This window comes from Delftia sp. HK171, from assembly GCF_001886655.1.
Taxonomy (GTDB): domain Bacteria; phylum Pseudomonadota; class Gammaproteobacteria; order Burkholderiales; family Burkholderiaceae_C; genus Comamonas; species Comamonas acidovorans.
In genome coordinates this window covers 3,265,776-3,292,668 of sequence record NZ_CP018101.1, presented here as the reverse complement: position 1 = coordinate 3,292,668, position 26,893 = coordinate 3,265,776, and the positions used below count along the sequence as shown (strand labels likewise).

At 66.6% G+C, this 26,893-nt stretch carries 28 protein-coding genes; 14 read left to right on the top strand and 14 right to left on the bottom strand.

What is annotated here, in order from left to right:
• Positions 1 to 3: 3 nt before the first annotated feature.
• The 8 genes from BO996_RS14960 to BO996_RS14925 are packed head-to-tail and all read right to left on the bottom strand — an operon-like array spanning position 4 to position 6,179.
• The gene (locus BO996_RS14960) at positions 4 to 981 is read right to left on the bottom strand and encodes an LpxL/LpxP family acyltransferase (protein ID WP_071955335.1); all 978 of its coding nucleotides are present in this window, start codon (positions 979 to 981) and stop codon (positions 4 to 6) included.
• A complete protein-coding gene (locus tag BO996_RS14955; RefSeq protein ID WP_071955334.1) occupies positions 978 to 1,742 on the bottom strand; it encodes a glycosyltransferase family 2 protein in 765 nt (254 codons plus the stop codon). The genes BO996_RS14960 and BO996_RS14955 overlap by 4 nt, the downstream gene beginning before the upstream one ends.
• Positions 1,739 to 3,505 carry an AMP-binding protein gene (locus BO996_RS14950; protein WP_071955333.1) on the bottom strand — a complete coding sequence of 589 codons (1,767 nt, stop codon included), beginning with the start codon at positions 3,503 to 3,505 and terminating at the stop codon, positions 1,739 to 1,741. Before BO996_RS14950 ends, BO996_RS14955 begins: the two co-directional genes overlap by 4 nt.
• A 7-nt stretch (positions 3,506 to 3,512) precedes the next feature.
• The gene (locus BO996_RS14945) at positions 3,513 to 4,064 is read right to left on the bottom strand and encodes a hypothetical protein (RefSeq protein ID WP_071955332.1); all 552 of its coding nucleotides are present in this window, start codon (positions 4,062 to 4,064) and stop codon (positions 3,513 to 3,515) included.
• Positions 4,065 to 4,078: 14 nt separating this feature from the next.
• Positions 4,079 to 4,339, bottom strand: coding sequence for an acyl carrier protein (locus tag BO996_RS14940; RefSeq protein ID WP_071955331.1), 261 nt, complete (start codon positions 4,337 to 4,339; stop codon positions 4,079 to 4,081).
• Positions 4,340 to 4,377: 38 nt separating this feature from the next.
• A complete protein-coding gene (locus BO996_RS14935; RefSeq protein ID WP_088165059.1) occupies positions 4,378 to 4,638 on the bottom strand; it encodes a phosphopantetheine-binding protein in 261 nt (86 codons plus the stop codon).
• A complete protein-coding gene (locus tag BO996_RS14930; protein ID WP_071957116.1) occupies positions 4,631 to 5,401 on the bottom strand; it encodes a lysophospholipid acyltransferase family protein in 771 nt (256 codons plus the stop codon). The genes BO996_RS14935 and BO996_RS14930 overlap by 8 nt, the downstream gene beginning before the upstream one ends.
• Positions 5,394 to 6,179 (bottom strand): beta-ketoacyl synthase chain length factor, encoded by a 786-nt coding sequence (locus tag BO996_RS14925; RefSeq protein WP_071955329.1) that lies wholly within the window; start codon positions 6,177 to 6,179, stop codon positions 5,394 to 5,396. The genes BO996_RS14930 and BO996_RS14925 overlap by 8 nt, the downstream gene beginning before the upstream one ends.
• A gap of 753 nt (positions 6,180 to 6,932) precedes the next feature.
• Between BO996_RS14925 and cysC the strand changes: the two genes are divergently transcribed.
• From cysC to BO996_RS14905, 4 genes are all read left to right on the top strand, one after another.
• Positions 6,933 to 7,619 (top strand): adenylyl-sulfate kinase, encoded by a 687-nt coding sequence (cysC, locus tag BO996_RS29945; RefSeq protein ID WP_071955328.1) that lies wholly within the window; start codon positions 6,933 to 6,935, stop codon positions 7,617 to 7,619.
• Positions 7,616 to 8,251, top strand: coding sequence for an aspartyl/asparaginyl beta-hydroxylase domain-containing protein (locus BO996_RS14915; protein WP_034392492.1), 636 nt, complete (start codon positions 7,616 to 7,618; stop codon positions 8,249 to 8,251). The genes cysC and BO996_RS14915 overlap by 4 nt, the downstream gene beginning before the upstream one ends.
• Positions 8,244 to 9,404, top strand: a complete 1,161-nt coding sequence (locus BO996_RS14910) for a sulfotransferase family protein (protein ID WP_071955327.1) — start codon at positions 8,244 to 8,246, stop codon at positions 9,402 to 9,404. The genes BO996_RS14915 and BO996_RS14910 overlap by 8 nt, the downstream gene beginning before the upstream one ends.
• 136 nt (positions 9,405 to 9,540) lie before the next feature.
• Complete coding sequence (locus BO996_RS14905) at positions 9,541 to 9,804, top strand: hypothetical protein (protein ID WP_232240318.1); 264 nt, start codon at positions 9,541 to 9,543, stop codon at positions 9,802 to 9,804.
• Between the two features lie 45 nt (positions 9,805 to 9,849).
• On the opposite strand, the gene BO996_RS14900 is transcribed toward BO996_RS14905, so the two are convergent.
• Complete coding sequence (locus BO996_RS14900; protein WP_012205026.1) at positions 9,850 to 10,419, bottom strand: cupin domain-containing protein; 570 nt, start codon at positions 10,417 to 10,419, stop codon at positions 9,850 to 9,852.
• 14 nt (positions 10,420 to 10,433) lie between these two features.
• Between BO996_RS14900 and BO996_RS14895 the strand changes: the two genes are divergently transcribed.
• The 9 genes from BO996_RS14895 (at position 10,434) to BO996_RS14855 (ending at position 21,611) form a co-directional block, all read left to right on the top strand.
• Entirely contained in the window at positions 10,434 to 11,336 is a 903-nt protein-coding gene (locus tag BO996_RS14895; RefSeq protein ID WP_071955326.1) for a DMT family transporter, read from the top strand.
• Between the two features lie 607 nt (positions 11,337 to 11,943).
• Positions 11,944 to 13,770, top strand: a complete 1,827-nt coding sequence (locus BO996_RS14890) for a hypothetical protein (RefSeq protein WP_232240317.1) — start codon at positions 11,944 to 11,946, stop codon at positions 13,768 to 13,770.
• A 183-nt stretch (positions 13,771 to 13,953) separates the two neighbouring features.
• Positions 13,954 to 14,685: a type 1 glutamine amidotransferase gene (locus BO996_RS14885; protein WP_012205023.1), complete on the top strand. Its 732-nt coding sequence runs from the start codon at positions 13,954 to 13,956 to the stop codon at positions 14,683 to 14,685.
• Between the two features lie 110 nt (positions 14,686 to 14,795).
• Positions 14,796 to 15,605, top strand: a complete 810-nt coding sequence (locus tag BO996_RS14880) for a DeoR family transcriptional regulator (RefSeq protein ID WP_071955323.1) — start codon at positions 14,796 to 14,798, stop codon at positions 15,603 to 15,605.
• Positions 15,606 to 15,639: 34 nt separating this feature from the next.
• Complete coding sequence (locus BO996_RS14875; protein WP_071955321.1) at positions 15,640 to 16,566, top strand: substrate-binding domain-containing protein; 927 nt, start codon at positions 15,640 to 15,642, stop codon at positions 16,564 to 16,566.
• A 59-nt stretch (positions 16,567 to 16,625) separates the two neighbouring features.
• On the top strand, positions 16,626 to 18,143 hold the full coding sequence (locus tag BO996_RS14870; RefSeq protein WP_232240316.1) for a sugar ABC transporter ATP-binding protein: 1,518 nt from the start codon (positions 16,626 to 16,628) through the stop codon (positions 18,141 to 18,143).
• Positions 18,140 to 19,195 carry an ABC transporter permease gene (locus BO996_RS14865; protein WP_071955317.1) on the top strand — a complete coding sequence of 352 codons (1,056 nt, stop codon included), beginning with the start codon at positions 18,140 to 18,142 and terminating at the stop codon, positions 19,193 to 19,195. The genes BO996_RS14870 and BO996_RS14865 overlap by 4 nt, the downstream gene beginning before the upstream one ends.
• 60 nt (positions 19,196 to 19,255) lie before the next feature.
• Positions 19,256 to 20,224 carry a tagatose kinase gene (locus BO996_RS14860; RefSeq protein WP_071955315.1) on the top strand — a complete coding sequence of 323 codons (969 nt, stop codon included), beginning with the start codon at positions 19,256 to 19,258 and terminating at the stop codon, positions 20,222 to 20,224.
• A gap of 4 nt (positions 20,225 to 20,228) precedes the next feature.
• The gene (locus BO996_RS14855; protein WP_071955313.1) at positions 20,229 to 21,611 is read left to right on the top strand and encodes a D-tagatose-bisphosphate aldolase, class II, non-catalytic subunit; all 1,383 of its coding nucleotides are present in this window, start codon (positions 20,229 to 20,231) and stop codon (positions 21,609 to 21,611) included.
• Here BO996_RS14855 and BO996_RS14850 read toward each other — a convergent pair.
• Positions 21,586 to 22,503 (bottom strand): LysR family transcriptional regulator, encoded by a 918-nt coding sequence (locus tag BO996_RS14850; protein ID WP_071955311.1) that lies wholly within the window; start codon positions 22,501 to 22,503, stop codon positions 21,586 to 21,588. The genes BO996_RS14855 and BO996_RS14850 overlap by 26 nt on opposite strands.
• 118 nt (positions 22,504 to 22,621) lie before the next feature.
• On the opposite strand from BO996_RS14850, the gene BO996_RS14845 reads away from it, so the two are divergent.
• Entirely contained in the window at positions 22,622 to 23,665 is a 1,044-nt protein-coding gene (locus BO996_RS14845) for a bile acid:sodium symporter family protein (RefSeq protein WP_071955309.1), read from the top strand.
• 59 nt (positions 23,666 to 23,724) lie between these two features.
• Here BO996_RS14845 and BO996_RS14840 read toward each other — a convergent pair whose 3' ends face one another.
• The 4 genes from BO996_RS14840 to BO996_RS14825 form a co-directional block, all read right to left on the bottom strand.
• Positions 23,725 to 24,825: a DUF6817 domain-containing protein gene (locus BO996_RS14840; RefSeq protein ID WP_071955307.1), complete on the bottom strand. Its 1,101-nt coding sequence runs from the start codon at positions 24,823 to 24,825 to the stop codon at positions 23,725 to 23,727.
• Entirely contained in the window at positions 24,822 to 25,352 is a 531-nt protein-coding gene (locus BO996_RS14835) for a cupin domain-containing protein (RefSeq protein ID WP_071955304.1), read from the bottom strand. Before BO996_RS14835 ends, BO996_RS14840 begins: the two co-directional genes overlap by 4 nt.
• Positions 25,353 to 25,356: 4 nt before the next feature.
• Entirely contained in the window at positions 25,357 to 26,166 is an 810-nt protein-coding gene (locus BO996_RS14830; RefSeq protein WP_012205012.1) for a MetQ/NlpA family ABC transporter substrate-binding protein, read from the bottom strand.
• A gap of 61 nt (positions 26,167 to 26,227) precedes the next feature.
• On the bottom strand, positions 26,228 to 26,893 hold the full coding sequence (locus BO996_RS14825) for a methionine ABC transporter permease (protein ID WP_012205011.1): 666 nt from the start codon (positions 26,891 to 26,893) through the stop codon (positions 26,228 to 26,230).

The window sequence follows — 26,893 nt, the reverse complement described above, 5'->3', positions numbered from 1 at the left end:
AAATTACCCATGGTTGAGAGGATGCGTGGGTGCAGGTGCAGGCATGCCCTGCTCCCAGAACGGGAAGAAGTTGAACCAGTCATAAGGCGCCTTGCACAGCAGGCGTTCAAGCTGCTGGGCGTAAAGCCGGGCATAGCCGGCCAGCGCCTGCGCGCGCCGCGCACGCGGCAGTTCAACCTGGGCGGCAAGCGGCACGAACTCGACGGCATAGCCCCGCCCCTCATGCACGCAGCCCATGAAATACAGCGGGCACTTGAGCAGGCCAGACAGGATGTAGGGCCCGCAGGGGAAGGCGGCTTCATGGCCCAGAAACAGGGCCTGCGTGGTCTTGCTCTCATGCACAGGAACGCGGTCACCAGCAATGGCGATGAACTCCCCGCGCGCCACGCGGTCGGCCAGTGCCATGGCGGTGGCCATGTTGAAGTCCAAGACCTGCAGCAACTGCACCCCGCTGTCCGGCGCCATGCGGCGCAGCAGGCGGTTGAAGCGCTCGGCATGCCGGGTATGCACCAGGATGGTCAGTTGCAGGCCGGGGCATTGCCGGGCCAGGGTCTGGCACAGCTCGACGCAGCCCATGTGCGCGGTCACCAGCACGGCCCCCTGCCCGCGGGCCATCAGGTCCAACAAGGGCTGTTGCCCCTCCAAACGCACATGCTCGGTGCGGTAGCTGTTCGTTACGGCAAGCAGCTTGTCCAGTATCACCTGGGCAAAGACACCAAAGTGCCGCAGACCGTGCACCCAGCCCGGCCCGCGCGGCCACAGGCCATGCGCCTGTTGCAGGCGCTGCAGGTACTGCAGGGAAGCGCGCCGCGCCACCGGGCGCGTGAGCCAGTAGTAGCCGACGACCGGATACAGGCACAGCAAAAAGGGCCAGCGGCCCAGCCAGCGGTGAAGCTGGTAGAGCAACCACATGCCGCCCACGCAGGTGCTTTCACCGATCTGCGCCCAGTGGTGCGGGCTGCGTGTGGAAGGCCCGCTCATGACGCCCCCCGCGTTCGCAGTCGGCGCGCCAACAGTTGCGGGCTGCGCAGCAGCATGCCGCCGAACAGGCGCGCGTGCATGCCGGAGATCCGAAGGTTGTCGCTCCAGACCCTGAAGTGCGACAGCCCATCGGCGGGATAGGTCACGGGCGTGGGCAAGGTCACGAAGGCCACGCCGCGCCAGTGCAGGTGCACCAGCACTTCGGTGTCGAATTCCATGCGCCGACCCATGCGGGTGCGGTCCAGCACCGCCACCGTGGTCTTCAGCGGATACACGCGGTAGCCGCACATGGAATCGCGAATGTCCAACGACAAGGTGTTGATCCACACCCACACATGGGTGAGGTACCGGCCATAAAGACGCGCCTTGGGCACGCTGGCGTCATAGGCGGGTGCCCCGCAGACCATGCTCCCCGGGTGGGCACGAGCCAGCGCCAGGAAGGCGGGAATGTCACTGACGGCGTGCTGGCCATCGGCATCGATCTGCAGCGCATGCGTGCAGCCCTGGGCCAGCGCGGCGCGCAGGCCGGCCATCACGGCGGCACCCTTGCCCTGGTTGCTTGCCAGGCGCAGCACCTGGACCTGCCCTGCGTGCTGCGCTGCCAGCGCATCCAGCACGGCGGCGCAGCGCGGCTCCGAGCCGTCGTCCACCAGCAGGCACGGCAGGCCGGCGTGCAGGCAGCCCCGGACCATCACGCCCACCGTGTCGGGGTGGTTGTAGACGGGGATCAGGGCCGTGGGACGAAAGCCAGGCGCCCTCATGGCCTGCGCTCCAGCAGGCGGCCACTGGCATGCACGCCCCGCGCGGAACTCAATTCGAACTGCAGGCAGCCTTTCTCGGGCTGCCACTGCAGCTGCATCTGCACCGTATCGCCGGGCAGGATGGGCTGCTGGAATTTGAGCAGTTGCGCGTCGGCAAATCCGTGCTCCAGACCGAAGGCCTGGGTCGCCAGGCTCACCACCCAATGCAGTTGCGCCACGCCGGGTACCAGGGATGCCTCGGGAAAATGCCCCTCCAGCACGCGCAGCCGGGGCTGCACCAGCAGTTGCGCCGTGGCGCGCTGCGCGCTGCGCTCCTGCCATGCCGGCAAGGGAATCACGGGATTGAACAAGGTCAGCAGGCTGTGATGCGTGGTCTTTCCCTGCGCATTCATGGGCATGCGCTCCACATAACGCCAGTGGCGCGGCAAGGCCACGCGGTCCACGCAGGGTTGCAGCAGCGAGCGCAGCGCCTGACCCATGCCGCGACGGCCCTGCTGCTGCAACGCCTGCCAGCCCGCTTCGCACAGCTCCACCACCATGCCCACGCGCTGCGGCGCACCGCCAGCGATGCCGCTGGCGCCGGACGGCTGCTCCAGCACCACGGCCCTGGCCTGCCGGACTCCACCATGGGTTTCCAGAACACGCTCCATGGCGGTCAGAGACACCCTTTTTTCGGCAATCTTCACAATGCGGTCTGCACGCCCCTGCAGCACGAAGCCCAGGCCGTCGGTGCCGGGCAAGGCACGGTCGGCCGTCTCCCACCAAAGCTGCGCATCAGGCAGATGGCGCGAGCGCACGGCAAGAAGCCCGCTGTCCGACAGGCGCAGCTCCACGCCAGGCAGGGCCTGCCAGGATTCGCCGTGTTCTGCGCGGCGGCGCCAGGCGATACCGCCCGTTTCAGAGCTGCCGAAGACTTCGGTGGGCGAATGGCCCAGCAGTTGCAGCGTGTGCTGCGCGGCGCTCTCGGCCAGTGGGCCGCCGGAGGAAAACACGCCGCCCAGCCGCTCCATCGCCTGCGACCAGTCCAGGTGCGCCGGCAAGCGGCCGAGCATGGCGGGGCTCGATACCAGCAGGCTGCGCGGCGCCTGCTGCAGTGGCTGCACCAGATCCTCGGGATAGTGCGCCAGATGCGTGCCCATGGCGCGGCCAGCCGCCAGCGGCCACAGAATGCGGAACAGCAGGCCGTAGATGTGATGGTGCGCCACGGTGGAGAGCACCTGCACGTGCGGCCCCTGCGCCATGCCGACACCGAACACGACCTGCAGGGCCTGCACTTCGGCATCCAGCTGCGACAGCCGCTTTTCAATGCGCTCGGGCACCCCCGTGGAGCCGGACGTGAACAGCACGACGCGCGCCTTGTGCATGTCCAGGGGCTGCAGTACCACGCCGTCCGCGCCAGCGGCATCAGGCACCAGGGCCTGGGGCAACTCGCCCGCGCAGGCAGCCACCTGGGGCAGCAGCGCCGACAGCGTGTGCGCATGCAGGTCACTGGCCAGCACCGGCGTCTTGCCCGCGTGCCAGGCGCCCCATAGCGCAGCGGCAAAGGTCAGCGTATTGCCGCAGTACAAGGCCACTTCCGCCCCTTGCACACGCTGGAAGGCCGCGCACCACGCCCGGACAGCATCGACCCATTGCGCGTGCGTGACCGCCGCATCCTGCGGCCTTGCCACCACATGCCCTGCGCCCCTGGACTGCGGCAGTGCCACCTGCGCCAATGCCACCCATGCCAGTGCCAGACCTTGTTCGCTCTTTGTGGCCGTCATCCTTGCCTCACACATGTCCATGGCGCCTGCGCACACGCTGGCGCACCAGCCACTCCACCGCCATCAGCAGCCCCATGGCCCCATAGGCGATCAAACCGTTGTACAAGGCCCAGGCCTCGTCGCTGCCATACAGGGCCGTACCTGCCGCCACCGCGCCATTGCAGACAAAGAAGACGCACCAAACGGCCGTCACCCGGGCGGTGTAGCGCACGGCCGGCGCAGGCAGATCAGGCTGCCGCAGCCGGGCCAGGCGCTCCACCACCGACGGTGGAAACCACAGGCTCCAACCAAAGCCGGCCAGCAGCACGGCATTGACCAGCACCGGATAGAACTTGAGCGCCAGGCCATTGCCCTGCCACCACGAGACGGCAGACAGCGCCGCCGCCCCCGCAGCGACCACCCACCAAAATCCTTCGCGGCTGCTGCAGGCACGCGCCAGCGCCAGCACCACCAATGCGGCGGCAATCCAGTGCGCAGCCACACGCCCCAACGCGGCATAGACGGCCAGCGGATAGAGCACCGTGGCCAGCAGCACAAGGCCTGTCGCGGTTTTGCGCATGGCAGGCGTGTTCCTCAGGCGACGGCGCTGTCTTCTTGCATCAGCTGATGCAGCGCATCCACCACGTCCTGGATGGTGCGCACCGACTTGAAGGCCTCGGCATTGAGCCGCCTGCCGACCAGAGGCTTCAGTTGGACGATCAGATCCACGGCATCAATGCTGTCGATGTCCAAGTCGTCATGGAGCCGGGCTTCGGGCGTGATGCGCTCCGCCTCGATATCGAAGGTTTCCGTCAGGATTTCGACGATGCGTTGGTAGATGGTTTCTTTGTTCATGAAAATGTCTTTGCTGCGGTCTGCGCGGAGGGCCGCACTCAGTGCGTGCGCTGGGCCGCCACGAAGGCGGCAAGCGCCTGGACGCTGCGGAAATGCTGGCGCGTCTGTTCCGAGTCCCCGGACAGGCTCACGCCGAAACGCTTTTGCAGCGCCAGGCCCAGCTCCAGCGCATCGATGGAGTCCAGTCCCAGGCCCTCGACAAACAGGGGCTCGCCCGCATTGATCTGCTGCGGCGTGATGTCCTCCAGCGCCAGGGACTCGATGATGAGTTCTTTGATTTCTTGCTCAAGCTCAGGCACGGGACGGTTCCTTGAATAGTTGTGCGGACAGGTGGTCCGTGACATGTCGGGCCGCCACGGAGTCGCTGGCCGCCCCATGGCAAAAGGCCTCGATACCGATGTCGTCACGAACTTCGATGAAAAAGTGGGGCTTGCGCGGCGGCACCTGCCACCACGGCGCGCCCTTGGTCAGCATGGGCACGCTGCAATGGATATGCACCGGCGTGATATCGACGCAGCCCTTCACCGCCACATGGGCTGCGCCGCGCTGCAGCCGGACCTGGCCATGCAGCGGTGTGCGCGTGCCTTCGGGAAAGATGATCAGGTTGTTGCCGGATGCCAGAGAGCGCAGGCAGTCCTGCAGCAGGCCCTCGCCACGGCTGTTGGCAATGAAGCCGGCCGCCCGGATGGGGCCACGCGTGAAAGGGTTGCCCGCCAGCGCCGCCTTGACGATGCAATCGGCATGGCGAACGAAGGAGATCAGGAACACCACGTCGATCAGCGACGGGTGATTGGCAAGAATCAGCAGGCCGCGCCGCTGCAGACGTTCACGGCCGCGCACTTCATAGGACAGCACGCCGACGCCCGTCATCAGGGCTACGAACCAGCGCAGGCTGTGATGGATCACCGACTGGGCCGCCAGCTGGCGCGACTGCGGCTGGCGGATGGCCAGCAGCAAGGCCGGATAGACCACGCAGCGCACCACCAGCCCACCCAGGCCGAACAAGGCAAAGCACAGGCCGGTGGCCGCCAGGCGCCACTGACGATTGAGCCACTCAGCCATGAGCGCGCTCCCATCGCCATCCGCCTGCACCACGGCGCTGTGCCGGGCGCTGCTGGCCTGCCAGGGATGCCCGGCCGTCGTGCAACAGAAACTGCAACACCTGCAACCCGTGCGGTAAATGCTGCAAATGCGGCGCGCGGGCCGGCTCCGGCTGCGCGGCGTCCATCCCGGGCTGCCTGCTCAACAGGAACCCGGACTCTCCGGGTGCTGCCCATTGCAGCAATACCGCCCAGGCGAATACCACCTGGGGCTCAGTATGGAAGCCGTCATACGGAGCAGGCAGTGGCGCGTCGTAACAGACCAGCATGACTTGCGGCGCGCCTTCGTGCAGCAAACCCAATGCTTCCACCATGCCCGCCTCCGGCGCGCAATCGGTGGATGCCACGCACAGTGCATTGGCACGCATGCCTCGCAAAATGGAATGCTGGGCGCCAATGCCGTTGTGCACCGCCAGGCCGAATGCCGTGGGAGACACCGCCTCTCCCAGCGCCTGCGCCTGCAGCAGGGCAAGCGACTTTTCAGCATCGCCATAGCGCGAGGCCCAGACCACGGGCAGGTCAGCCAATGCGGCCTGCGCCGCAACGGTATCGGCGGGAACAACGGCACATCTGGCCAATGGGCCGAGGCGCCTGCGGGCGATTGGGGGGATATGGGCAAGATCCGGGCGGACCTCACCCTGTGGCAAGACGGGCTGCCTTGCCCACTGCCGCCACTGGACAGGTTCCTGCAGTCCGGGCGCAAGCGCAGACCACGCCCGAATCGCAAAAACGCGGCGCACGAAAATCTCCCCCGATGCCTATGTTTGAATGTCACGCCCAGTAGCTACTGGCCGCTGGCTTTAAAAAAACGATGCATTGTAGCTATCGAGGATAAAAAAATTCTTGTATCTGTTATTTAAATTTGTTACTTGATGCATATTGACAACAGTGACGCCGCCATGATAGCCACCAACGGCTGATCGGTGCTTCGCCTGGAGGCGGCGCCTTCCCTCTGCGCCGGAACCGCGCAGCCTCTCACTTTCAAAGTCAGCCCCGAGCAGCCCCCTCCCCCCTCCTTCAGGCATGCGGGACAGCGCCGGGCACCGGACATCTGGAATCTGCAGCCAGTACCTGGGTTCAGTGATATGTCGCGCATATGCATTGAACAGGTTGTCCGACCATTCGCATCAGACGCAGATTTCTCTGTCTTATATTCTCAATTCGCACAATGCTATTGATAACAAGAAATCAATCACTCACCAAAAACCGACAGCAGCATGTTCAATCGACATAATCAACGACTATTGCAAATGAATTATCAAGAATCATGGAAAATATAAGCATTTACTGATGATCACCAAAAGCACATCTCTTGTCCGCCATCCTCCTCTGAAGAAGAAAATAAATGACCAATGAAAGCGTTTGAATCCGGCCACACAACGAAAAACCGCTTCAGCAATTTCTTCTTGAAAATTTCTTACAATCCATCGATATTCCTGCCTACCTGATGCGCTCAGCATCCACTCCAGGCCTTTCCTTCCCGTATTGAATCCATGCTGTTTTCCGGCCAGAATCCGCCGCCCGACATACATGACCAACTGTCTTCCGTTTCAAGGCAAGACCGGGAGATACTGCATGGTCATAAAGCGGTTGCGATATGGCTGACCGGACTTTCGGGGTCCGGCAAATCGACCATCGCCAATGCGCTGCAGGCGCATCTGCACGCGGCGGGCCAGCGTACCTATGTGCTGGACGGAGACAACATCCGCAGCCGGCTGAACCGCGATCTGGGCTTTTCCGAAGAAGACCGGGCGGAGAACATACGCAGGGTCTCGGAGGTCGCCCGGCTTTTCGTGGATGCGGGCACGATCGTGATCGCGGCCTTCATTTCCCCTTTCCGTAGCGAGCGCGACACTGCCAGGGCCTTGTTCGACAAGGGTGACTTCCTGGAGGTGTTCGTGGATGTTCCCCTGTCCGTTGCCGAGCGGCGGGACCCCAAGGGCCTGTACAGAAAAGCGCGCCGTGGCGAACTGCGTCAGTTCACCGGAATCGACTCGCCCTATGAACCTCCTGTGGCAGCGGAGCTGACACTGCGCACGGACCAGCTCAGCGTGGCCGCATGTGTTTCGCGCCTGCAGGCGTTGCTGCTGCATGGGCAGCCGACTGCGCCGGGCACGCCCGTCCAGGGCATGGCGCCGCTGATGACCTGTCCCCTGCCACTGGCCAAGGCGCTGCAATGAATGCCAGGCCCGCCCTGCCCTGCGCGCATGAAGACGCCTGTGCCGGCACGCCCCTGTTTGCGCGGCTTGATGCCAGGGTTGCGCTGCAGGCGCTGCGCGAGGAGGTGGATGCGCTGCTGTCCTCGCCATGGTGCGACCACGTGAACCACGGCGGCTACGAAGGCGTATGGCGTGTGATGCCGCTGCGCTGCCAGCGCCAGCATGTGGCGGCCCACCCCATTCTCCAGAGCTTCTCCATCGAGGAACCCGAGGAGGATTGGGAGGACCTGCCCCTGCTGCAGCACTGCCCCGCCATACGCCAGGTGCTGGAGCAACTGCAGTGCCCGCTGCGCTCTGTGCGCCTGATGCAGCTGAAGGCCGGCTCATCCATCAAGCCGCATCGCGACCGTGGGCTGGGCCTGGCGCATGGCCAGGCTCGGCTGCATGTGCCCGTGCACACACATCCCGATGTGCAGTTCATCGTGGAAGGCCGCACAATCCCCATGGCCGCAGGGGAGCTCTGGTATTTCAATGCCGATGCCACGCATGAAGTGGTGAACCGGGGCACCCGGGACCGCACCCACCTGGTCATCGACTGCCTTGCCAACGCCTGGCTGGCAGACAGCATCGGCAAAGGACACGCCCATGCATGAGCTGCAGGCGGCCTTTGCCGAACTGATCGCAAGCCCCCGGCAGCACACCCTGTTCCAGCATGCCAGGAGCATGGAGTCGCTACTGGTGCAGCTGCGCCTGCTGTGGTGTCTTCCCGCCTGGAACGATGGTCGCCTCATGCAGGCGCTGCAGCAGTTGAACCAGGCGGCTGCCGTGCCAACTGCCGCACTGCTGGCCGGTGGCTGGCTGCCACACAGGTATGAGGCACGCACGCGCAGCATCCTTTGGTGCCTGCCGGACGGCGCTGCCACCGAGCCGTTTCATGACGAGTACATCAGCCGCTGCCTGCAGCGCAGGCTGCTGAACCAGTTCATCCGGCCGCGCACGCCGCTGGCCGGCCTATGCGCGGAATCCCTTCCCAGGCCCGGGGGCCATCCGCCTGCCGGCTTCATCTTCCACCTCTCGCGCTGCGGCTCCACCCTGGTCTCGGGCTGCCTTTCCGAACTGGACGGCACGCTGGTCCTGTCGGAGCCACCTGTGTTCACCGAGTTGCTGCTGGACAGCTCGCTGGACCGGGCGCAAAAGCGCGATGGCATTGCCGGCCTGGTGTCGGCCATCACCGTGGCCGTGCCGGGGCGCCGCAACCTGGTGGTCAAGTGGAATGCCTGGGACATTTTCCAGTGGGAGCTGCTGCACGATCTCTACCCCGAGGTGCCCGGCCTGATGCTGGTCCGCGATCCTGTGGAGATCCTGGCCTCACACCACAGGCAGGCCGGCCGGCACATGTCGGGCGACCCGTCGCTGGCTGGCGCCGGTCCGGTTTTCTGTTCCGGCAGTGGCAACCAACCCTTTGTCTCCGTGCTCGACCACCGCATGCGCGTGCTGCAGGCAATGATGCAGCGGATGCGGGATCTGCACGAAAGCCAGGGCGTTCCTGTGCTGCACTACCGCCAGCTGGATGCCCAAGCCATGGAGCAGATAGCCCGGCGCTTCGACCTGCATGCAGGCGAGGCGGCGTGCCAGCGCATCGCCGCACGCCTTCGCCAGCATGCCAAGGCACTGGACCAGCGCTTTGAGCCTGACGGGCGGGACAAGGCGGCCGTCTTTGGCGAAAGCGACCGCCAGCGCATCGAAGCGCGCCTGGGTCCGCTGCACGCACAGCTGCTGCGGCGCGCACAACCCGTGGACGAATAGGCCGCTCCAAAGATCAACGCCAGCAGCACATGGACAGCGCCCACGATGTGCCAGCCCCAGAAAAAACGGCGAGTCGATCTGCGGCTTTGCCCGTTCCTTTGATTTGCACAGCACAGATCCTTTGGTAGTCCGCGCTGTGTATGAACAGCTTCAGGAAGAACTGCTCAGCTACCAAAAGAGCTTCCCTGTCCGCGCACCCGACCGGCTTGAGGAAGAACTCGGTTTGGACGGTGATGATCTGGACATGAGCGTTGCGCCAGCCATTGCACGCCGCTCGGGCAGGTCACTGGAAGGCGCGCAATCCAATCCCCATTACGGCCGCGTCATGACAGCGTCCGACCTTGTGTATTTCTTCAACTGCCAGTCTGAAGCGGCACCGCAGCCCACCGCATTTCACTGACGACAGTGCCTTGCTCAAAGCCCGGCACAGACCGCTGCAACGCCCTCAGGAAATCACATTCCGGATGAACCGCGTCACGCCTTCGTGCAGGTTCACATAGGCGTAGTCCTGGGCGCTGCCGTAGATGGCGTAGTCGCCCGCCTCGATGGTCATGGGGCCTTCGCTCAGGTCCACCAGAAGGCGGCCTTCGACCACGACGATCATTTCATGCCAGCCTTCCGGGTCGGGTTGGGCCTGGTAGCGTTCGCCGGGCCCAAGGGACCAGGACCACAGCTGAGCCTCGCGCGTGGCGGGCACGCTGCCCAGCAGCATGGCCTGGCTTTCGGGCCGGGTGCCGCGCCAGGCCATGGCATCCATGCGCAGGCGCTGCGCGGCCGGATCGCTGACGATTTCTATGAAGCTGGCGCCCAGCGCATCGGCCAGCCTGTCCAGGCTGGACAGGCTGATGTTGGTGTCGCCGCCTTCCAGCTGCACGACCATGCGCCGGCTCAGGCCTGCGGCCTGGGCCAGGGCCGCCTGGCTCAGTCCTGCACGCTGGCGCAGGCGGCGCAGGTTTTCGCTGACGAAAGCCAGGACATCGGAGCGCTCGCCAGCGCTGTGCAATATATTTCTCATATGATCTGCGCAATATGTTGCACACGTCATCTTCTCACAGTTCGCGCACGCCGCTGCTCAGCCGGCAGGAGCTGGCCCTCATTGCCGTCACCATGGTCTGGGGCGGCACCTTTCTCGTGGTCCACCTGGCCATGCAGCACAGCGGGCCGCTGTTCTTTGTGGGCCTGCGCTTTGTCACGGCGGGTTTGATCGGGCTGCTGGTGTTCCGCAAGGCCATGGCCGGGCTCACGCGCACCGAGCTGGTGGCAGGCATCGCCATCGGCGCCAGCATCTTCCTGGGCTATGGCCTGCAGACCTTCGGGCTGCAGACCATCAGCAGCAGCAAGTCGGCGTTTCTGACGGCGCTGTATGTGCCGCTGGTGCCTCTTGTGCAATGGCTGGTGATGGGCAAGCCGCCGCGCCTGATGAGCTGGATAGGCATCGGCCTGGCCTTCACGGGACTCATGCTGGTGGCGGGACCGGAGTCCGGCGGCATGGAGTTGAACGTGGGCGAGATGGCAACCATGCTGAGCACGCTGGCCATTGCGGCCGAGGTGCTGCTGATCGGGCATTTCGCGGGCAAGGTCGATGCGCGGCGCGTGACCACGGTGCAGTTGCTGGCGGCCGGCGTCATGGCGCTGCTGGCCATGCCGGTGGCGGGCGAATCCGTGCCCGATTTCTCCTGGGTCTGGCTGTCCGCCGCGGTGGCCATGGCCTGCGCCAGCATCCTGATCCAGCTGACCATGAACTGGGCCCAGAAGTCCCTGTCGCCCACGCGTGCGACCGTGATCTATGCCAGCGAGCCGGTCTGGGCCGGCATCGTGGGACGCATGGCCGGCGACCGGCTGCCGGGACTGGCAATTCTGGGGGCCGCGCTGATCGTGGGCGGGGTGCTGGTCAGCGAGCTGCGCCTGGGCAGGCAAAAACCCAAGCCGTAACGCGCCCCGGCTGCGGCCCCCGGCGTGCTGGGCCGCACCTGTCCAACCCTGCTGCAAGGCCACAGGCGAATTGCTGCGCAGGACAAATCGCGGGGGCATGCCAAGCGCCTTGAAAGCCCGGCCAGGACACTTCTCAGAAGCTCTTGAAAAATGGTATTTTCATAATCAATCAGAAACATCCGAGATCAAATAAGCTATTCCTAGGATAAATCCCATTTCCTTAATAATCCTAGGACGACTCTGAAAATCCGATTTTCATCAAAAAGATCATTACAAAACGCAATCAACCCTTTAGATTCCGCCATTGAAAACAGGCAAGCCATTCATCGGCTTGATGGTCATTCAATTCAGGAACTCATGAAAGGGCGATGGCATGCAAAAGCGTGGCGCGGGAAATCGACGGAAATTGGCCGGCTTTACGGCAGCAATGGCAGCCAGCTGCACAATCGTTTTGGGAACAGGTGGCACCGCATGGGCCGCCTCGGCAGGGGAAGGTCGCGGCTATGCGCTGGAAGTGAAGGCCAGCGTTTCATTGGTAGACCTCGGGCTGGATATACCGCTGGTAGATACCGGACTGCAGAGTGCGCCGCCGGCGTTCAATGTCTCCATGAAAATGCTTGCTGCAGACATCGGGGGCGCCACCAACAGCTTGATTTCATTGAAGGCGGGTGTGCTCTCGGCAAGCACCGGGAGCTCGCTGGCGCAAAACCGCGTCGAAACAACCGCAGGCATCAGTGACATCAACCTGTCCATCGCTGGCGTCGTGGCCATCAAGGCTGATGTGCTGCAGTCCCAAGTGCAGGCAACCTGCGTCAATGGCGCCGTCCAGCCCACCGGGGCCGCGACCATCGAGAACCTGAGCATCTCCGTGCTCGGTATCCCTGTCCCAATTCCACTGAATCTATCCCCCAATACCGGACTGAATACCGGAATCCTGGAAATCGTATTCAATGAGCAAACTCCCGTGGATGGGGGAATGGAAGTCAATGCCCTGCGCATTGGCGCGAAAATACCCACCCTCGCCGACGTCAACCTCGTCTTGGGCCATTCGCAAGCCTCGCTTGCCGACTGCGCCGCAGCGCAAGGGGATACCACGCCACCTGCGGTAGACATCACCACGTCCCCGGTGATCAATGCAGACAACCAGGAGGCCTACATCGTCGCAGGCAGTTGCACCGCGGGCGATGGCAATGTGAAGGTGACCATCGGCACGGCCCCGAAGTTCGTGACCATGACGACGGCCTGCAATGCAGCCGGAGCCTGGACGGCACCGGCTGCCAATGTGGCCAGCCTGCCCCTGGGTCCGGTGGACATCACGGCCACCCAGACCGATGCGGCCGGCAACACCGGCACGCGAAGTGTCATCACCACCAAGACCACGGCCGCAGCCACGGACACGACGGCACCCCTGGTCGCGGTGGACAACGCAGCCGCGATCAATGCCGGCAATGAGCACGGCTACACCGTCTCGGGCACCTGCACGGCCGGCGATGGCGATGTCAGGGTGCGCATCGGCACCGCGCCCAACTCCGTGGAAGCCATCGCAGCGTGCGGCAGCAACGGCCAATGGACCACTGCCGCCACCGACCTGGGCGGGCTGCCTGCGGGCACGGTGCCCATCCAGGCCAGCCAGACCGATGCGGCTGGCAATACAGGGACCGCCAGTGTCTCCGTCACCAAGGCAGACAGCACGCTGCCTGTGGTCACAGTGGGCACCCCGCCCCAGATCAATGCTGGCAACCAGGGCGCCTACATCCTCTCTGGCACCTGCACAGTCGGCGCAGGCAGCGTTACGGTGACCATAGGCACGGCGCCCAACGCGGTGGTGGCCACTGCGCCCTGCGACAGCAATGGCCATTGGACCACCCCCGCCACCGACGTGAGCGCACTGCCTGCGGGCACGGTGGGCATCCATGTGGCTCAGACCAATGCTGCCGGCAATTCGGGCACGGCCGATGCCACGGTCACCAAGGTCGATACCACGCCGCCCACCACGCCCTCGGTCACGGTGGTGAATCCTCCCCCGATAGACGCGGGCAACCAGGGCGGCTACATCCTCTCTGGCACCTGCACGGCCGGCGGTGGCAGCGTGACGGTGACCATCGGCACGGCACCCAAGGCCGTGGTGGTGACCGTGCCCTGCGATGGCAATGGCCACTGGACCACTCCTGCCACGGACGTGAGCGGCCTGCCCAAGGGATCGGTGACCATCACGGTCACCCAGATCCAGGCGACGGGCGATGTCGACTCAAGCACTGCGACCACCACCAAGACCACGCCTGGCGCGGACGATGTCCCAGGCAGCGACTCCGTCGCAGCCATCCCCGTGGGAGGGGCCTGGGCCTCCCTGCTCCTGCTGGGCGCGGCGGCGCTGGGACTGCGCCGCCGTGGCAGGCAGGCGGGCCCGCAGCGCTCCGGGCGGCACCACGATTGACGTAGTTGCCACCATCAAAGGCGCCACGGCCGTGGCGCCTTTTTGCGTTGGGCCTGCGCAAGGCATGGGGCGGCCTTGATGCGGCCTTGATGGCGTTGTGCGCAAACACAATCCGCCCTTGAGGCAGCCGTCCCTAGAGTCAAGGCCTCACAACAAATGGCTTCCCGATGAAGCCGCGCCGCCATGAGACCTGTCGCCATCCTCCAGCACGAATCCGCCCAGGGCCCCGGCGTTCTGCGTGAACACCTGGAGCAGCAGTGCATTCCCTACCGACTGTTGCAGCCCGCCCTCGATGGCACAGCCCCTGTGCACGCCGCCGACTACAGCGGCATCGTGGTGCTGGGCAGCAACCACAGCGTGAACGAGGGGCTGCCGTGGATGGAGGATGAACAGGCCCTGCTGGCCGATGCGCTGCGCAGCGACATCCCCGTGCTCGGCCACTGCTTTGGCGCACAGATGCTGGCGCGTGCCATGGGCGCCAGGGTCTGGCGCAACCCCTGCCCCAACATTGGCTGGAGCCGCATCTGGGTGACGGCCGCCGCCCAGCAGGTCATGGACCTGCCGCGCGAGGCGACGATCTTCCATTGGCACTACGACACCTTCGAGATCCCGCGCGGCGCCGTGCGCACCATGTACGGCAGCCACTGCCTGAACAAGGGCTTTCGCCACGGCCGGCACTGGGCCTTCCAGGGCCACATGGAAGTGACCGCCGCCAGCGTGGCTGCCTGGTGCACCGAAGGCCATGACGAGCTGCTGCGCGCACGCGGCCCCGCAGCGCAGACCGAGAGCGAGATCCTGCGCCACCTGGACCTGCGCATTCCCGTGCTGAACGCCCTGGCCCACCGGACCTACCGGGCCTGGACGGCGCAGTTGCAGCGCCCGGTGGTCGTGAACCTGGGCGTGGCCAGCCGATAGCCCTCCCCGAAGCGGACGCCCCGGTGAATACCCGGGGAGCGCTTGACGTGGCGTTTGCACGCAGAGAAACTTTCGATACGAAATAAAAAACTTTCGAATCGAAAGAATCCATGCAGGACCAAGGCAACAGTTCACTCAAGCGCAGGCTGCAGATCGTGGAGCTGGCGCGCAAGACCGACGAGGTGCGGGTGGAGGCGCTGAGCGTGCTCTTCGGCGTCTCCACCGTCACCATCCGCAACGACCTGCACTACCTGGAGCAGCAAGGCTATGTGGTGCGCGCCTTCGGCAAGGCGCGCTACAACCCGGCCCTGCTCAAGACGGCCGCCGAGATACCCGGCGCCCCTGCCGCCGCGCAAGGCCCGGCGCAGGCCCAGGTGGCCCAGGGCGCGCTGGGCTGGATCGAGGACGACGCCTCGGTCTTCCTGGGCAGCGGCCGCATCACCCACCGCGTGCTGCCGTTGCTGGCCAGCCGCCAGGGCATTGCGCTGACGCTGCACGACCTGGCCATGGTGGCGACGGCGCGGCAGTTTCTCGATTGCGCCATTCACGTCACGGGCGGCGCGCTGGCCGGCGACGAGCCCGGCCTCATCGGCCCCGGGGCAGAAGCGGGCCTGCGGGCCCGGCCGCTGGACATCTGCCTGTTCGAGATCTGCGGCATCGACGACCGCAACCGCCTGCTGTGCCGCGACCCAGGCGCGGCTCGCCTGTATTCGGCGGCCGTGGAGCACAGCACCAAGGCCGTGGCGCTGGCCCTGGATCTGGACAGCACCACGGGCGGGCACCCGGTCTGCGACATCGCCCAGATCGACGGCCTGTGCGCCCACCAGGACATGGAGCCGGGCGCCTTCGATCTGCTGGCGCACCACCGGCTGCAGGCCACCCGCAAGGCCGAGGGCCGCATCGAATTCGCCAGAACCTGAGCTTTTCCACAACGACAGAGGGAGGGAGACAGCCATGGACCGCAACACGTTTCTCCGGCGCATGCTGGCCGGCGCATTCACATTCGGCCTGCCGGCCAGTCCGGCGCTTGCACAGCCGGGCCCCGGCCCCAGCCCTCCCCGCACCATCGGCGTGTCCCTGCTCACGCAGCAGCACCCGTTCTACCTGGAGCTGGCCCAGGCCATGCAGCAGGAAGCCGCGCGGCAGGGGCTGAAGCTGGACCTGAGCATTGCCAACCAGGACCTGGGCAAGCAGATCTCGGACGTGGAGGACTTCGTCAGCAAGAAGGTCGATGCCATCATCCTGTCGCCCGTCGATTCCCGGGGCGTGAAGGCCGCCGTGCTCAAGGCTGCCGCCGCCCGCATTCCCGTGATCACCGTGGACATTGCCGCCAGCGGGGTCGAGGTCGCGTCGCACGTGGCCACCGACAACCGCGCGGGCGGCGTGCTGGCCGGCCAGCTCATGGGTCGGGCCACGGGCGGCAAGGGCCAGATCGGCGTGCTGCACTACCCGTCCATACAGTCCGTGGTCGATCGCGTGGAGGGTTTCAAGGCCGCCATCGCCACCTTTCCCGGCATGAAGATCGTCTCCGTGCAGCCGGGCATCACGCGTGCCGAGGCCCTGGCCGCTTCGCAGAACATGCTGCAGGCCCACCCCGATCTCGCGGGCATCTTCGGATTTGGCGACGACGCGGCCCTGGCTGCACTGGCCAGCGTCAAGGGCGCAAGAAAGCTGGAGCAGGTCAAGATCGTCGGCTTTGACGGCATGGCCGAGGCGCGCGCGGCCGTGGACCGGGAGCCGGCCTTCGTGGGCGTGATCCGCCAGTACCCCGACCAGTTGGGACTGCAAGCCGTGGCCATTGCCGCGCAGCTGCTGCAGGGCAAGCCGGTGGAGAAATTCCACCCCGTGCTGCCCGGCGTGTACACGGCTGCCGCCAGGTAAATGGACCTGCGGAGCCCGCCATGCCAGGCCCCACTGCACACAGCCACCCAGGCCGTGCCATGCTCGACGCCGTTGCGCCGCCCCCCATGCTCGAGGCCCGGGCGCTGGCCAAATCCTTCGGCGCCGTGCAGGCGCTCAAAGGCGTTTCCTTCCGCCTGCACGCAGGCACGGTGCACACACTGCTGGGCGAGAACGGGGCCGGCAAATCCACCTTGCTCAAGATCCTGGCCGGCGTGCACCGGCCCGATGGCGGCCAGCTGCTGATCGAGGGCACCGGCACCGAGCTGGACAGCCCCACCGATGCGCAGCGCCACGGCATCGCCATCGTGCACCAGGAGCTGAGCCTGGCGCCCAACCTCAGCGTGGCGGACAACCTCTTCGCCGCGCGGCTCCCGCAGCGGGCCGGCTGCGTGGACCGCCGCGCACTGCGCCGCGACGCCGCCGCGCTGCTGGCCCGCCTGGGCATGGACCTGGACCCCAACGCGCAGGTAGCCGAACTGTCGCTGGCCCAGCGCCAGCTGGTGGAGATCGCCAAGGCGCTGTGCCAGCCCTCGCGCATCGTCATCATGGATGAGCCCACGTCCTCGCTCAGCGACAGCGAGGCGCAGATTCTCTTCACCCTCATCGCCCGCCTCAAGGCCGAGGGGCGCGCCATCATCTACGTCTCGCACCGCATGGACGAGATCATGCGCATCTCCGACGAGATCACCGTCATGCGCGATGGCAGCTCCATCTGCACCCTGGCGCGGGACGAGACCGACATCGGGGCGCTGATCGCGCTCATGGTGGGGCGCCAGATGCAGGACATCTATCCGCCGCGCGGCCCCGCCCCTGACCGCAGCACGCGCGCCCTGCTCCAGGTGCGCGGCCTGGGCCTGGCCGGGCGCTTCGAAGGCATTGACTTCGAGGTCCACGCGGGCGAGATCGTGGGCTTCTTCGGGCTGGTGGGCTCGGGCCGGTCCGATGTCATGGATGCGCTGTTCGGCATGCACCGCTGCACGGGCAGCATCCTCATGCACGGCCGGCCGCTGCGCCTGCGCTCGCCGGCCGACGCCATTGGCCAGGGCATGGCCTTCGTGACCGAGAACCGCAAGGAGCAAGGCCTGGTGCTGGACCAGTCCGTGCAGCACAACATCTGCATGGTGCAGGTGCACAGCGGGCGCGGCGGCGTACTGCTCACCGACGAGGCGGCCGAGCAATCGCTGGCCCGCGCCTGCGTGCAGCGGCTGAAGATACGCGTTGCCGGCCTGCACCAGCCCGTGCGCCAGCTGTCGGGCGGCAACCAGCAAAAGATCGTGTTCGCCAAATGGCTGGCCATGCGCCCCCGGCTGCTGGTGCTGGACGAGCCCACGCGCGGCATCGACGTGGGCGCGAAGTTCGAGATCTATGCCCTGATCCGCGAGCTGGCAGCGGCCGGCACGGCCGTCATCCTGGTGTCGTCGGAACTGCCCGAGGCACTGGCCATGAGCGACCGCCTGCTGGTCATGCGCAACAAGCGCCTCGTCCAGAGCCTGGACACCCTCCATCTGCGCCAGGAGACCGTGATGGCGCACGCCACCGGAGCAGGACTGCCATGACCCCTTCCGAACTGAGCATCACCGCGCCTGGCTACTCCAAGGCCTGCAACGCCTCCGACGCTGCCGACGCCGCCGAAGGCATCCCGGACAGCCAGGAAACCTGGCGAGACGGCTTGCGAGCTGGCTGGCGAGCGCTGCGGCGCCACGCCGGCACCCTCATGGGCCTTGCCGCCCTGGTGCTGCTGTTCTCCCTGCTGTCGCCGGCCTTTCTGACGGGCGGCAACCTGCGCAACGTGCTGCTGCAGGTGTCCATCATCGCCATCGTGGCCTTCGGCATGACCTATGTGCTGCTGCTGGGCGAGATCGACCTCTCGGTGGGATCGGTGGTCGCCCTGGCAGGCAGCGTGGCCGGCCTGATGCTGGGCCAGGGCCTGGCGCCCGCCCTGGTGCTGCCCGCCGTGCTGCTGTGCGGCCTGCTGCTGGGCGCGCTCAACGGCTCGCTGTCGGCGCTGCTGCATCTGCCGTCCTTCATCGTGACGGTGGCGACCATGGGCATCTTCCGGGGTCTGGCCTATATCGTCTCGGGCGGCATGCCGGCGCCGGTGGACAACGAGGCCTTTCTGTGGATCGGCAACGGCGAATGGCTGGGCATGCCCGTGCCCATCTGGATCCTGGCCGCACTGCTTGCCGCCAACCACTTCGTGCTGGCCCGTACCGTCTTTGGCCGCAAGACCTATCTGGCAGGCGGCAATGCCGAGGCGGCCACCTATGCGGGCATACGGGTGGGGCGACTGAAGATCGCCATCTTCATGCTGTCGGGGCTGATGGCGGCCGTGGGCGGCCTGCTGCTCACCTCGCGCCTGTACTCGGCCCAGCCCAACGCGGCGATGGGCTGGGAGCTGGACGCCATTGCCGCCGCCGTGCTGGGCGGCACGCGCCTGGCCGGAGGCCACGGCAGCGTTGCGGGCACCTTGATAGGGGCGCTGATGATCGGCGTCATCAACAACGGCATGAACCTGATGAGCGTGCCCTACTTCTATCAGCTCATCGTCAAGGGCAGCGTGATTCTGGTGGCCGTGTGCATCGATGTGCACAGCAGGCGCAGGCGCTGACGCATGGGCCGGCGGTGCAGCGAACGGCGCACGGGGTTTGATTCCAAAGGGAGGGAGAGCATGCAATCCATCATGACCATGGGCGAGATCCTCGTCGAAATCATGGCCGAGCGAAAAGGCCAGAGCTTTCGCGCGCCGGGGCCTCTGACCGGGCCCTATGCCAGCGGGGCGCCCGCCATCTTCATCGACCAGGTGGCCCGGCTGGGGCATCCGGCCGCCATCATCGGCTGCGTGGGCGATGATGACTTCGGCTGGCTCAACATCGACCGCCTGCGCCGCGACGGAGTGGACACCAGCGCCATCGCCGTGTGCAAGGGCGCCGTCACGGGCAGCGCCTTCGTCACCTACCGCGACAGCGGCGAGCGCGACTTCATCTTCAACATCACCAACAGCGCCTCGGCACAGCTGCAGCCCGAGCAGGTCAACCAGGCCGTGCTCAAGGACTGCGCGCATTTCCATGTCATGGGCTCGTCGCTTTTCTCGTTTCGCATCATCGATGCCATGAAGAAGGCCATCGAGATCGTCAAGGCCCAGGGGGGCACCGTGTCCTTCGATCCGAATGTGCGCAAGGAGATGCTGCGCATCCCCGAAATGCGCGAAGCCCTGGCCTACATCCTGGAGTTCACCGACATCTTCCTGCCCAGCGGCCACGAGGTCACGCAGCTGGCCCGCTCGGCCAACGAGGCCGGCGCCATCGCCGAAATCTTCGCGCGCGGCGTGCGCGAAATCGTGGTCAAGCGCGGCGCCGACGGCTGCAGCTACTTCAGTGCCGACGAGCGCATCGACCTCGACGCCCTCCGCGTGAACGTGGCCGACCCCACGGGCGCGGGCGACTGCTTTGGCGCCACCTTCATCGCCTGCCGGCGCCTGGGCAAGACCGCGCTGCAATCGCTGCGCTACGCCAATGCGGCCGGCGCGCTGGCCGTCTCCAGTAAGGGGCCGATGGAGGGCACATCCGGCTTTGCGGGGCTCGACGCGCTGCTGGCACAACAGCCGCAGCACCTGCGGCACGCGGTGATGGAGGGCTGAAACCATGCCCGCCCATCTCACCCACCCCACCCACCCCACCCATCTCACCCACTTCACCCGCCTGGCGCAGTCACGCTCCGGGCAAACGCCAGCAGCCGCAGGCGATGCGCGCGCAACAGGCAACGCACTCGGCATCTACTCCATCTGCTCGGCCCATCCCCTGGTCATCGAGGCCGCCATGCACCAGGCGCTGGACGACGGCACGCCGCTGCTGGTGGAAGCCACCGCCAACCAGGTCAACCAGTTCGGCGGCTACACCGGCATGCAGCCCGCCGACTTCCGCCGCTTCGTGCTGGCCATCGCCCACCGCGTCGGCCTGCCGCCAGACCGCGTGCTGCTGGGCGGCGACCACCTGGGCCCCACGGCGTGGACCCATCTGCCTGCCGCCGAGGCCATGGAACTGGCGCAAGACCTGGTACACGCCTATGCGGCGGCCGGCTTCGTGAAGCTGCACCTGGACGCCAGCATGGCCTGCGCAGACGACCCCCAGGTGCTGGACGACGCAACCGTGGCCCGCCGCGCTGCCCTGCTCTGCCAGGCGGCCGAGCGCGGCAGCACCTGCCCGGCCCCCGGCCCCGTCTACGTGATCGGCACCGAAGTGCCCGTGCCCGGCGGCGCCGCGCATGCGCTGGAGCATGTGCAAGTCACTGCCCGCGCCGACGCCCAGCGCACGCTGCAGGTGCACCGTGAAGTCTTCGCGCAACAGGGGCTGGACCCCGTCTGGCCGCGCATCATTGCCATGGTGGTCCAGCCCGGCGTGGAGTTCAATCACACGCGCGTGGTGGACTACGCGCCCGGTGAAGCGGCCGACCTCAAGCAGTTGCTGCGCCAGCACCCGCAACTGGTCTTCGAGGCCCACTCCACCGACTACCAGCGGCCCGAGGCCCTGCGCCAGCTGGTGCAGGACGGCTTTGCCATCCTCAAGGTCGGCCCCGGCACCACCTTTGCGCTGCGCGAGGTGCTGTTCGCGCTGGCCTCCATCGAAGAGCAGCTCATCGACGCGCACCAGCGCTCCCACCTGCCCGCCGTGCTGGAGTCCGCCATGCTGGGCCGCCCCGCCAGCTGGGAGCGCTACTACCGCGGCGAGCAGCCCGATCCCGGCGCCCAAAGGCTGCTGCGCATCTACAGCTACAGCGACCGCATCCGCTACTACTGGGCCGACCCCACGGTGAACGCCGCCGTGGCGCGGCTGCTGGACAACCTGTCCACCTGCACCCTGCCCGAGAACATGCTCAGCCAGTTCCTCCCCGCCCAATACCAGGCCGTGCGCGCCGGGCGGCTGGCCCCCTCGCCCCACGCGCTGGTGCTGGACCGCGTGCGCGAGGCGATCAGGCCGTATGCGGCGGCCTGCGGCCACAGCCTCACAGCTGCGCCGCCTCCCCCCTGATCAAATCCCACACGCTTTGCGCCACGGGCGACAGCTCGCGCTGGCGGCGGCGCACCAGCATGATGTCGCGCTGCACGCGCGGCAGCAGGGGACGGCTGGCGAGGGCGTCGGGGGTGGTGGCGCCACTCGCGGGAGTTCGCCATGCCTGCGGCACGGCCAGTTCCGGCACCACGCTCAGGCCGAGGCCCGCCTGGAGCATGCAGAAGATGGTGGTGGTGTGGCCGACTTCCTGGACCACGGCGGCCTCGGCATCGTGGGCCTGCAGCGCGGCGTCGATCAGGCGGCGGCTGCCCGAGGCGTGGTCCAGCAGTACCAGCGGCTGGCCGGCCAGGTCGCTCCAGGCCACCTGGCGCTTGCGGGCCAGCCTGTGCGTGGCCGGGCAGACCAGGCAAAAGGGCTCGCTGAGTATGGTTTCGCAGTACAGGTCATCGCGGCCCTGCGGGTCGATGACCACGCCGAAGTCCACCTCGCCGCTGCGCACGCTTTGCAGCACATCGCTCTGGATGCGGTCCAGCAGCAGCAATTCGATGCCCGGCGCCTGCTCGCGGCAGCGCGCAATGCAGCGCGGCATCAGGTGGGCAGACAGCGTGGGGCTGCTGGCCACGCGCACCTTGCCCAGGCGCTGGGTGGCCAGGCCGCTGACTTCGAGCAGGCATTCATCCAGCGCGTCCAGCACGCGCGTGGCATGGCCCTGCAGCAGGCGGCCGGCATCGGTCAGCTCCACCTCGCGCGTGGTTCGGTGCAAAAGCTGCACGCCCAGGGCCTGTTCCAGCTCGGTGACGTTGCGGCTGACGGCGGGCTGGGTCAGCGCCATCAGCTCGCCGGCACGGCTGAAGTTGCGGCTTTCCGCCACGGCCAGGAAGGCGCGCAGCTGGCGCAGGCTGATATTCATACGGAAAAATTATAAAACCATCAGATAAATCCATTTCTCTTTTCAATGGCCGTGGCGTCCAATCGGGGCCTTGCAGCCTGGCTGCACGAACCGATAGTTAGTTGGAGAGAGTTTCCCCATGGCACGCCCCCGCTTCGCCCCTGACAATTTCACGCTGATGCTGCTGTCCACCGTGGCATTGGCCAGCTTCCTGCCCGCCTCGGGCACCGTCTCGCAATGGCTGGAGGTGGCGACCACGCTCATGGTCAGCCTGCTGTTCTTCCTGCACGGCGCCAAGCTCTCGCGCGAGGCCATCTTTGCCGGCATAGGCCACTGGCGCCTGCACCTGACCATCTTTGCCGCCACCTTCGTGCTCTTTCCCCTGCTGGGCTGGGCGCTGCGCCCCGTGCTTGAGCCGCTGGTCACGCCCGAGATGTACATGGGCGTGCTCTTCCTGTGCACGCTGCCGGCCACGGTGCAGTCGGCCATCGCCTTCACGGCCATGGCGCGCGGCAACATGCCCGCTGCCGTGTGCAGCGCATCGGCCTCCACGCTGATGGGCATCGTGATCACGCCCATCCTGGTCAGCATGCTGCTGCACAAGAGCGCCGAAGGGGGCGACGCGCTGCAGGCCATCGGCAAGATCGCGCTGCAGCTGCTGCTGCCCTTTGTGCTGGGCCATCTGCTGCGGCCCGTGATCGGCGGCTTCATCTCGCGCCATGCCAAGCGCGTGAAGTTCGTGGACCAGGGCTCCATCCTGCTGGTGGTGTACACGGCCTTCAGCGCCGCCGTCATCAGCGGCCTGTGGCAGCAGACGCCCCTGCCTGCGCTGCTGGGCCTGCTGCTGCTGTCGTCCATCCTGCTGGCCCTGGTGCTGGTCATCACGTCATGGACGGCGCGCCGCCTGGGCTTTTCCAAGGAGGACGAGATCACCCTGGTGTTCTGCGGCTCCAAGAAGAGCCTGGTCAGCGGCGTGCCCATGGCCAAGGTGCTGTTCGAGTCCAGCGCCGTGGGCGCCATCGTGCTGCCGCTGATGGTCTTCCACCAGCTGCAGCTCATGGTCTGCGCCGTGCTGGCCCAGCGCTATGCACGCCGGCCCATGCATCCCGAGGCGATCGAGGACGGCGCCGCGCCCGCCAGCGCTGCGCCGGCCGCCAAGGCCGAAACGGCGCCGGCCAAATAAGGCGCAGGCGCGCTCCCATCACAAAAAAGCCTGGCTCTCGCGCCAGGCTTTTTTGCATCTCAGCCCTTCAGGGCCAGGTTGTTGAGCTTGTCCAGGCGCTCGGGCCAGCTTCCCTGCTGCGCCGACTGCAGCAGGATGCGCGTCCAGGCGATCCAGGCGTCCCACTGCACGCGCTTGTCCCAGGCATTGCCCCAGCCGCTGAAGCACTGCAGCGCGCTGGTGGCTGCGCGCGCGGCGTCGTCGGCGCGGCCGGCAGACAGGTAGAGCTGGGCCAGCACCATCTGCGGCTCGCCCACCCAGGGGTTCAGGCGCACGGCGCTTTCCAGCACGGCCGTGGCGGCGTCCAGGTCCACCAGCGGCTGGTCCAGCTGGATCACCGACCAGTACAGCGACACGGCAGCGGCCTCGTCGCCGGGCGAAAGCTGCCGGCTGCAATGGTCGAACACCGGCGGCGGCGGCAGCTGGGCGCGCAGCGCCGGGTGCTGCAGCGCACGGCCCAGGTCGCTGATCTGGCTGAGCATGCGGCTGGCAGGCCGCATGGGACCGGGCCACAGCGAGGCCGCCCAGTGCACGCCCTGCTGCCGCTGGTTCTGCACCTGCGGAAACTGCGAGTAGATGTCTTCCTGCCAGCTGAACCACTGCTCCATGGCATCGGCCATGCTCACGATGGTGAAGGCCGCCACCTCATAGGCGCTCAGGCGCTGGCTGCGGCCGGCGGATTCCAGCGCCATGGAGCCGTCTTCGGCCAGGTCGCCGGCCAGGATCTTCTGCATGAACTGCGTGCGGCTCATGGTGCAAAACAGGTAGACCAGGTGCTCGGCGCCCTCGCCCACCAGCTCGCGCAGGCGGCCGCGCTCGCTGCCCGCGTCGAACTTGACCAGGTCCACGAAGGCGTTGCCGTAGACGCTGTGCAGCAGGCCCAGCAGGCGCACGTCGCGCGGCTGGCGCCACAGCGCCAGCGAACGCGCCACGCCCGCCAGGTGGTGGCGGAAGGTGCCGGCCTTGTGCCAGTCCTGGCCCACGCCGCGCGCCAGCACCACGGGCAGCACAGGAGCGAGGTCGGCATCCTTGGCCAGCCATTCCTCGTCCAGCAGGTCCTGGGCGCGCGTGAACAGCGCCTCGTCAAGTGTCTGGAACAGTGTCGGGACAGGCAGGCTCATGCAGGCACCTCCATGGCAGCGGCGGGCCGCTGGGTATATTGCGCCACCCAGCCCGCCGTATCGGCGAACAGGCGCAGCGCCTTGATGCGCCGCGTGGCGGTCAGCGTGAAGCGGTGCTCCACGCCCGCCGGTATGCGCAGGTAGTCGCCGGGCTGCACGCGCAGCACGCGCTCTTGGCCGTGGGCATCAAAAAATCCGAACAGGCCTTCGCCTTCGAGGATGTAGCGCACCTCGTCATCGGCATGGGTGTGGGGCTTGTCGAAGCGCTCCAGCGCCTCGTCCAGGCCCGGCGTGCCCGGGTGCAGCACAACCAGGTCCATGCTGTGGTAGCCATGGGCCACGCATTCGTCGACCACCAGCATGCCCACGGCCTGGACCACGGTGGCCTTGCCGCCATCGTCCAGCTGGGCCTGCGCCAGCAGCGCGGCCAGGCCGGGCTCGGGCGCCAGCGGGCGACGCTGCCATTGCACGCCGATGGCGGCCACGAAGTCCGCGTCGGAAACTTGGTGCGATGCGAGGCTGCCCATGGTCTTACCAGGCCGCCGTGTAGGCGCCCTTGAACTGCGTGTCGATGAACTGGCGCACCTCGGGCGACTGGTAGGCCTTGACGAAGGCCTGCAGGCCCGCGTCCTTTTCATGGCCGGCGCGCGTGGCGATCAGCACGGTGACATAGGGCGTGTCCGTGGCTTCCAGCGCCAGCGAATCCTTTTGCGGCGACAGGCCTGCGGCCACGGCGTAGCTGCTGTTGACGGCGGCAGCGTCCAGGTCGTCCAGCGAGCGCGCCAGCTGGGCGGCCTCCAGTTCCACGAAGCGCAGCTTCTTCGGATTGGCCGTGATATCCAGCACCGAGGCACGGGCGCCCGCGCCGGTCTTCAGTTCGATCAGCTTTTGCGCGGCCAGCACCATCAGCGCACGCGAGCCATTGGTGGGATCGTTGGGGATGCCCACGCGCGCACCGCTCTTGAGGTCGGCCAGGCTTTTGATCTTCTTGGAGTACACGCCCATCTGCTGGTTGACCGCACGGGCCACGGGCACGAGCTTGTAACCACGGTCCTTGTTCTGGGCGTCCATGAAGGGCTGGTGCTGGTAGATGTTGGCATCCAGCTCGCCCTGCGACAGGGCAGCGTTGGGCTGGATGAAGTCGCCGAACTCGACCAGCTTCACCTTGAGGCCGTTCTTCTCGGCCACTTTCCTGGCCACCTCGGCGATCTGGGCATGCGGGCCCGAGGTCACGCCGATGGTGACCGAGCCGTCGGCCGCATGGGCCGGCAGCGCGGCCATTCCCGCCAGGGGCAGGACGGCGGCCAGGGCCAGCGACTGGAGCAAGGCGCGTTTTTTCATGGAATCCCTCTTTTGGAAAATCTCGCGGCTCCTTGCCGCTGCTGCCACTGCGGCCGTTGGATCAGCGGTGGCTCAACCTGCGCACCGCCCAGTCGCCCAGGCTCTGGATGGCCTGCACGAAGAAGATCAGGATGATGACCACGGCCAGCATCACGTCGGGCAAAAAGCGCTGGTAGCCGTAGCGGATGCCCAGGTCGCCCAGGCCGCCGCCGCCGATGGCGCCGGCCATGGCCGAGTAGCCGGTCAGGCTCACGAAGCTGATGGTCAGGCCCGCCACGATGCCGGGCAGCGCCTCGGGCAGCAGGATCTTCCAGACGATCTGGCCCGTGGTGGCGCCCATGGACTGGGCCGCTTCCACGAGGCCGTTGTCCACCTCGCGCAGCGCGGTCTCCACCAGCCGCGCCACGAAGGGCGCTGCCGCAATGGTCAGCGGCACCACGGCCGCCCAGGTGCCGATGGACGAGCCCGTGATCAGCCGCGTCAGCGGGATGATGGCCACCAGCAGGATGATGAAGGGCGTGGAGCGCAGCGCATTGACGATCCAGCCCACGATCTTGTTGGCCGGGCCGTTTTGCAGCACGCCGCCGTGGTCGGTCAGGCGCAGGAACACACCCAGGGGAATGCCGATCAGGCCGCCCACCAGGCCCGAGACGCCGACCATGATGATGGTCTCCCACAGCGAGCTGACGAACAGCTCCAGCATCATTTCCGAAAAATTCTCAAACAT

Bases quoted from the DNA above. Each gene is read 5' to 3' on its own strand.
- BO996_RS14835 (WP_071955304.1), bottom strand. From the start codon at position 25,352: ATGGGCAGCCTCGCATCGCACCAAGTTTCCGACGCGGACTTCGTGGCC.
- BO996_RS14945 (WP_071955332.1), bottom strand. From the start codon at position 4,064: ATGCGCAAAACCGCGACAGGCCTTGTGCTGCTGGCCACGGTGCTCTAT.
- BO996_RS14915 (WP_034392492.1), top strand. From the start codon at position 7,616: ATGAATGCCAGGCCCGCCCTGCCCTGCGCGCATGAAGACGCCTGTGCC.
- BO996_RS14885 (WP_012205023.1), top strand. From the start codon at position 13,954: ATGAGACCTGTCGCCATCCTCCAGCACGAATCCGCCCAGGGCCCCGGC.
- BO996_RS14890 (WP_232240317.1), top strand. From the start codon at position 11,944: ATGAAAATGCTTGCTGCAGACATCGGGGGCGCCACCAACAGCTTGATT.
- BO996_RS14960 (WP_071955335.1), bottom strand. From the start codon at position 981: ATGAGCGGGCCTTCCACACGCAGCCCGCACCACTGGGCGCAGATCGGT.
- BO996_RS14865 (WP_071955317.1), top strand. From the start codon at position 18,140: ATGACCCCTTCCGAACTGAGCATCACCGCGCCTGGCTACTCCAAGGCC.
- BO996_RS14870 (WP_232240316.1), top strand. From the start codon at position 16,626: ATGCTCGACGCCGTTGCGCCGCCCCCCATGCTCGAGGCCCGGGCGCTG.
- BO996_RS14875 (WP_071955321.1), top strand. From the start codon at position 15,640: ATGGACCGCAACACGTTTCTCCGGCGCATGCTGGCCGGCGCATTCACA.
- BO996_RS14850 (WP_071955311.1), bottom strand. From the start codon at position 22,503: ATGAATATCAGCCTGCGCCAGCTGCGCGCCTTCCTGGCCGTGGCGGAA.
- BO996_RS14840 (WP_071955307.1), bottom strand. From the start codon at position 24,825: ATGAGCCTGCCTGTCCCGACACTGTTCCAGACACTTGACGAGGCGCTG.
- BO996_RS14900 (WP_012205026.1), bottom strand. From the start codon at position 10,419: ATGAGAAATATATTGCACAGCGCTGGCGAGCGCTCCGATGTCCTGGCT.
- BO996_RS14955 (WP_071955334.1), bottom strand. From the start codon at position 1,742: ATGAGGGCGCCTGGCTTTCGTCCCACGGCCCTGATCCCCGTCTACAAC.
- BO996_RS14940 (WP_071955331.1), bottom strand. From the start codon at position 4,339: ATGAACAAAGAAACCATCTACCAACGCATCGTCGAAATCCTGACGGAA.
- cysC (WP_071955328.1), top strand. From the start codon at position 6,933: ATGCTGTTTTCCGGCCAGAATCCGCCGCCCGACATACATGACCAACTG.
- BO996_RS14825 (WP_012205011.1), bottom strand. From the start codon at position 26,893: ATGTTTGAGAATTTTTCGGAAATGATGCTGGAGCTGTTCGTCAGCTCG.
- BO996_RS14860 (WP_071955315.1), top strand. From the start codon at position 19,256: ATGCAATCCATCATGACCATGGGCGAGATCCTCGTCGAAATCATGGCC.
- BO996_RS14910 (WP_071955327.1), top strand. From the start codon at position 8,244: ATGCATGAGCTGCAGGCGGCCTTTGCCGAACTGATCGCAAGCCCCCGG.
- BO996_RS14895 (WP_071955326.1), top strand. From the start codon at position 10,434: ATGTTGCACACGTCATCTTCTCACAGTTCGCGCACGCCGCTGCTCAGC.
- BO996_RS14880 (WP_071955323.1), top strand. From the start codon at position 14,796: ATGCAGGACCAAGGCAACAGTTCACTCAAGCGCAGGCTGCAGATCGTG.
- BO996_RS14845 (WP_071955309.1), top strand. From the start codon at position 22,622: ATGGCACGCCCCCGCTTCGCCCCTGACAATTTCACGCTGATGCTGCTG.
- BO996_RS14930 (WP_071957116.1), bottom strand. From the start codon at position 5,401: ATGGCTGAGTGGCTCAATCGTCAGTGGCGCCTGGCGGCCACCGGCCTG.
- BO996_RS14855 (WP_071955313.1), top strand. From the start codon at position 20,229: ATGCCCGCCCATCTCACCCACCCCACCCACCCCACCCATCTCACCCAC.
- BO996_RS14950 (WP_071955333.1), bottom strand. From the start codon at position 3,505: ATGACGGCCACAAAGAGCGAACAAGGTCTGGCACTGGCATGGGTGGCA.
- BO996_RS14830 (WP_012205012.1), bottom strand. From the start codon at position 26,166: ATGAAAAAACGCGCCTTGCTCCAGTCGCTGGCCCTGGCCGCCGTCCTG.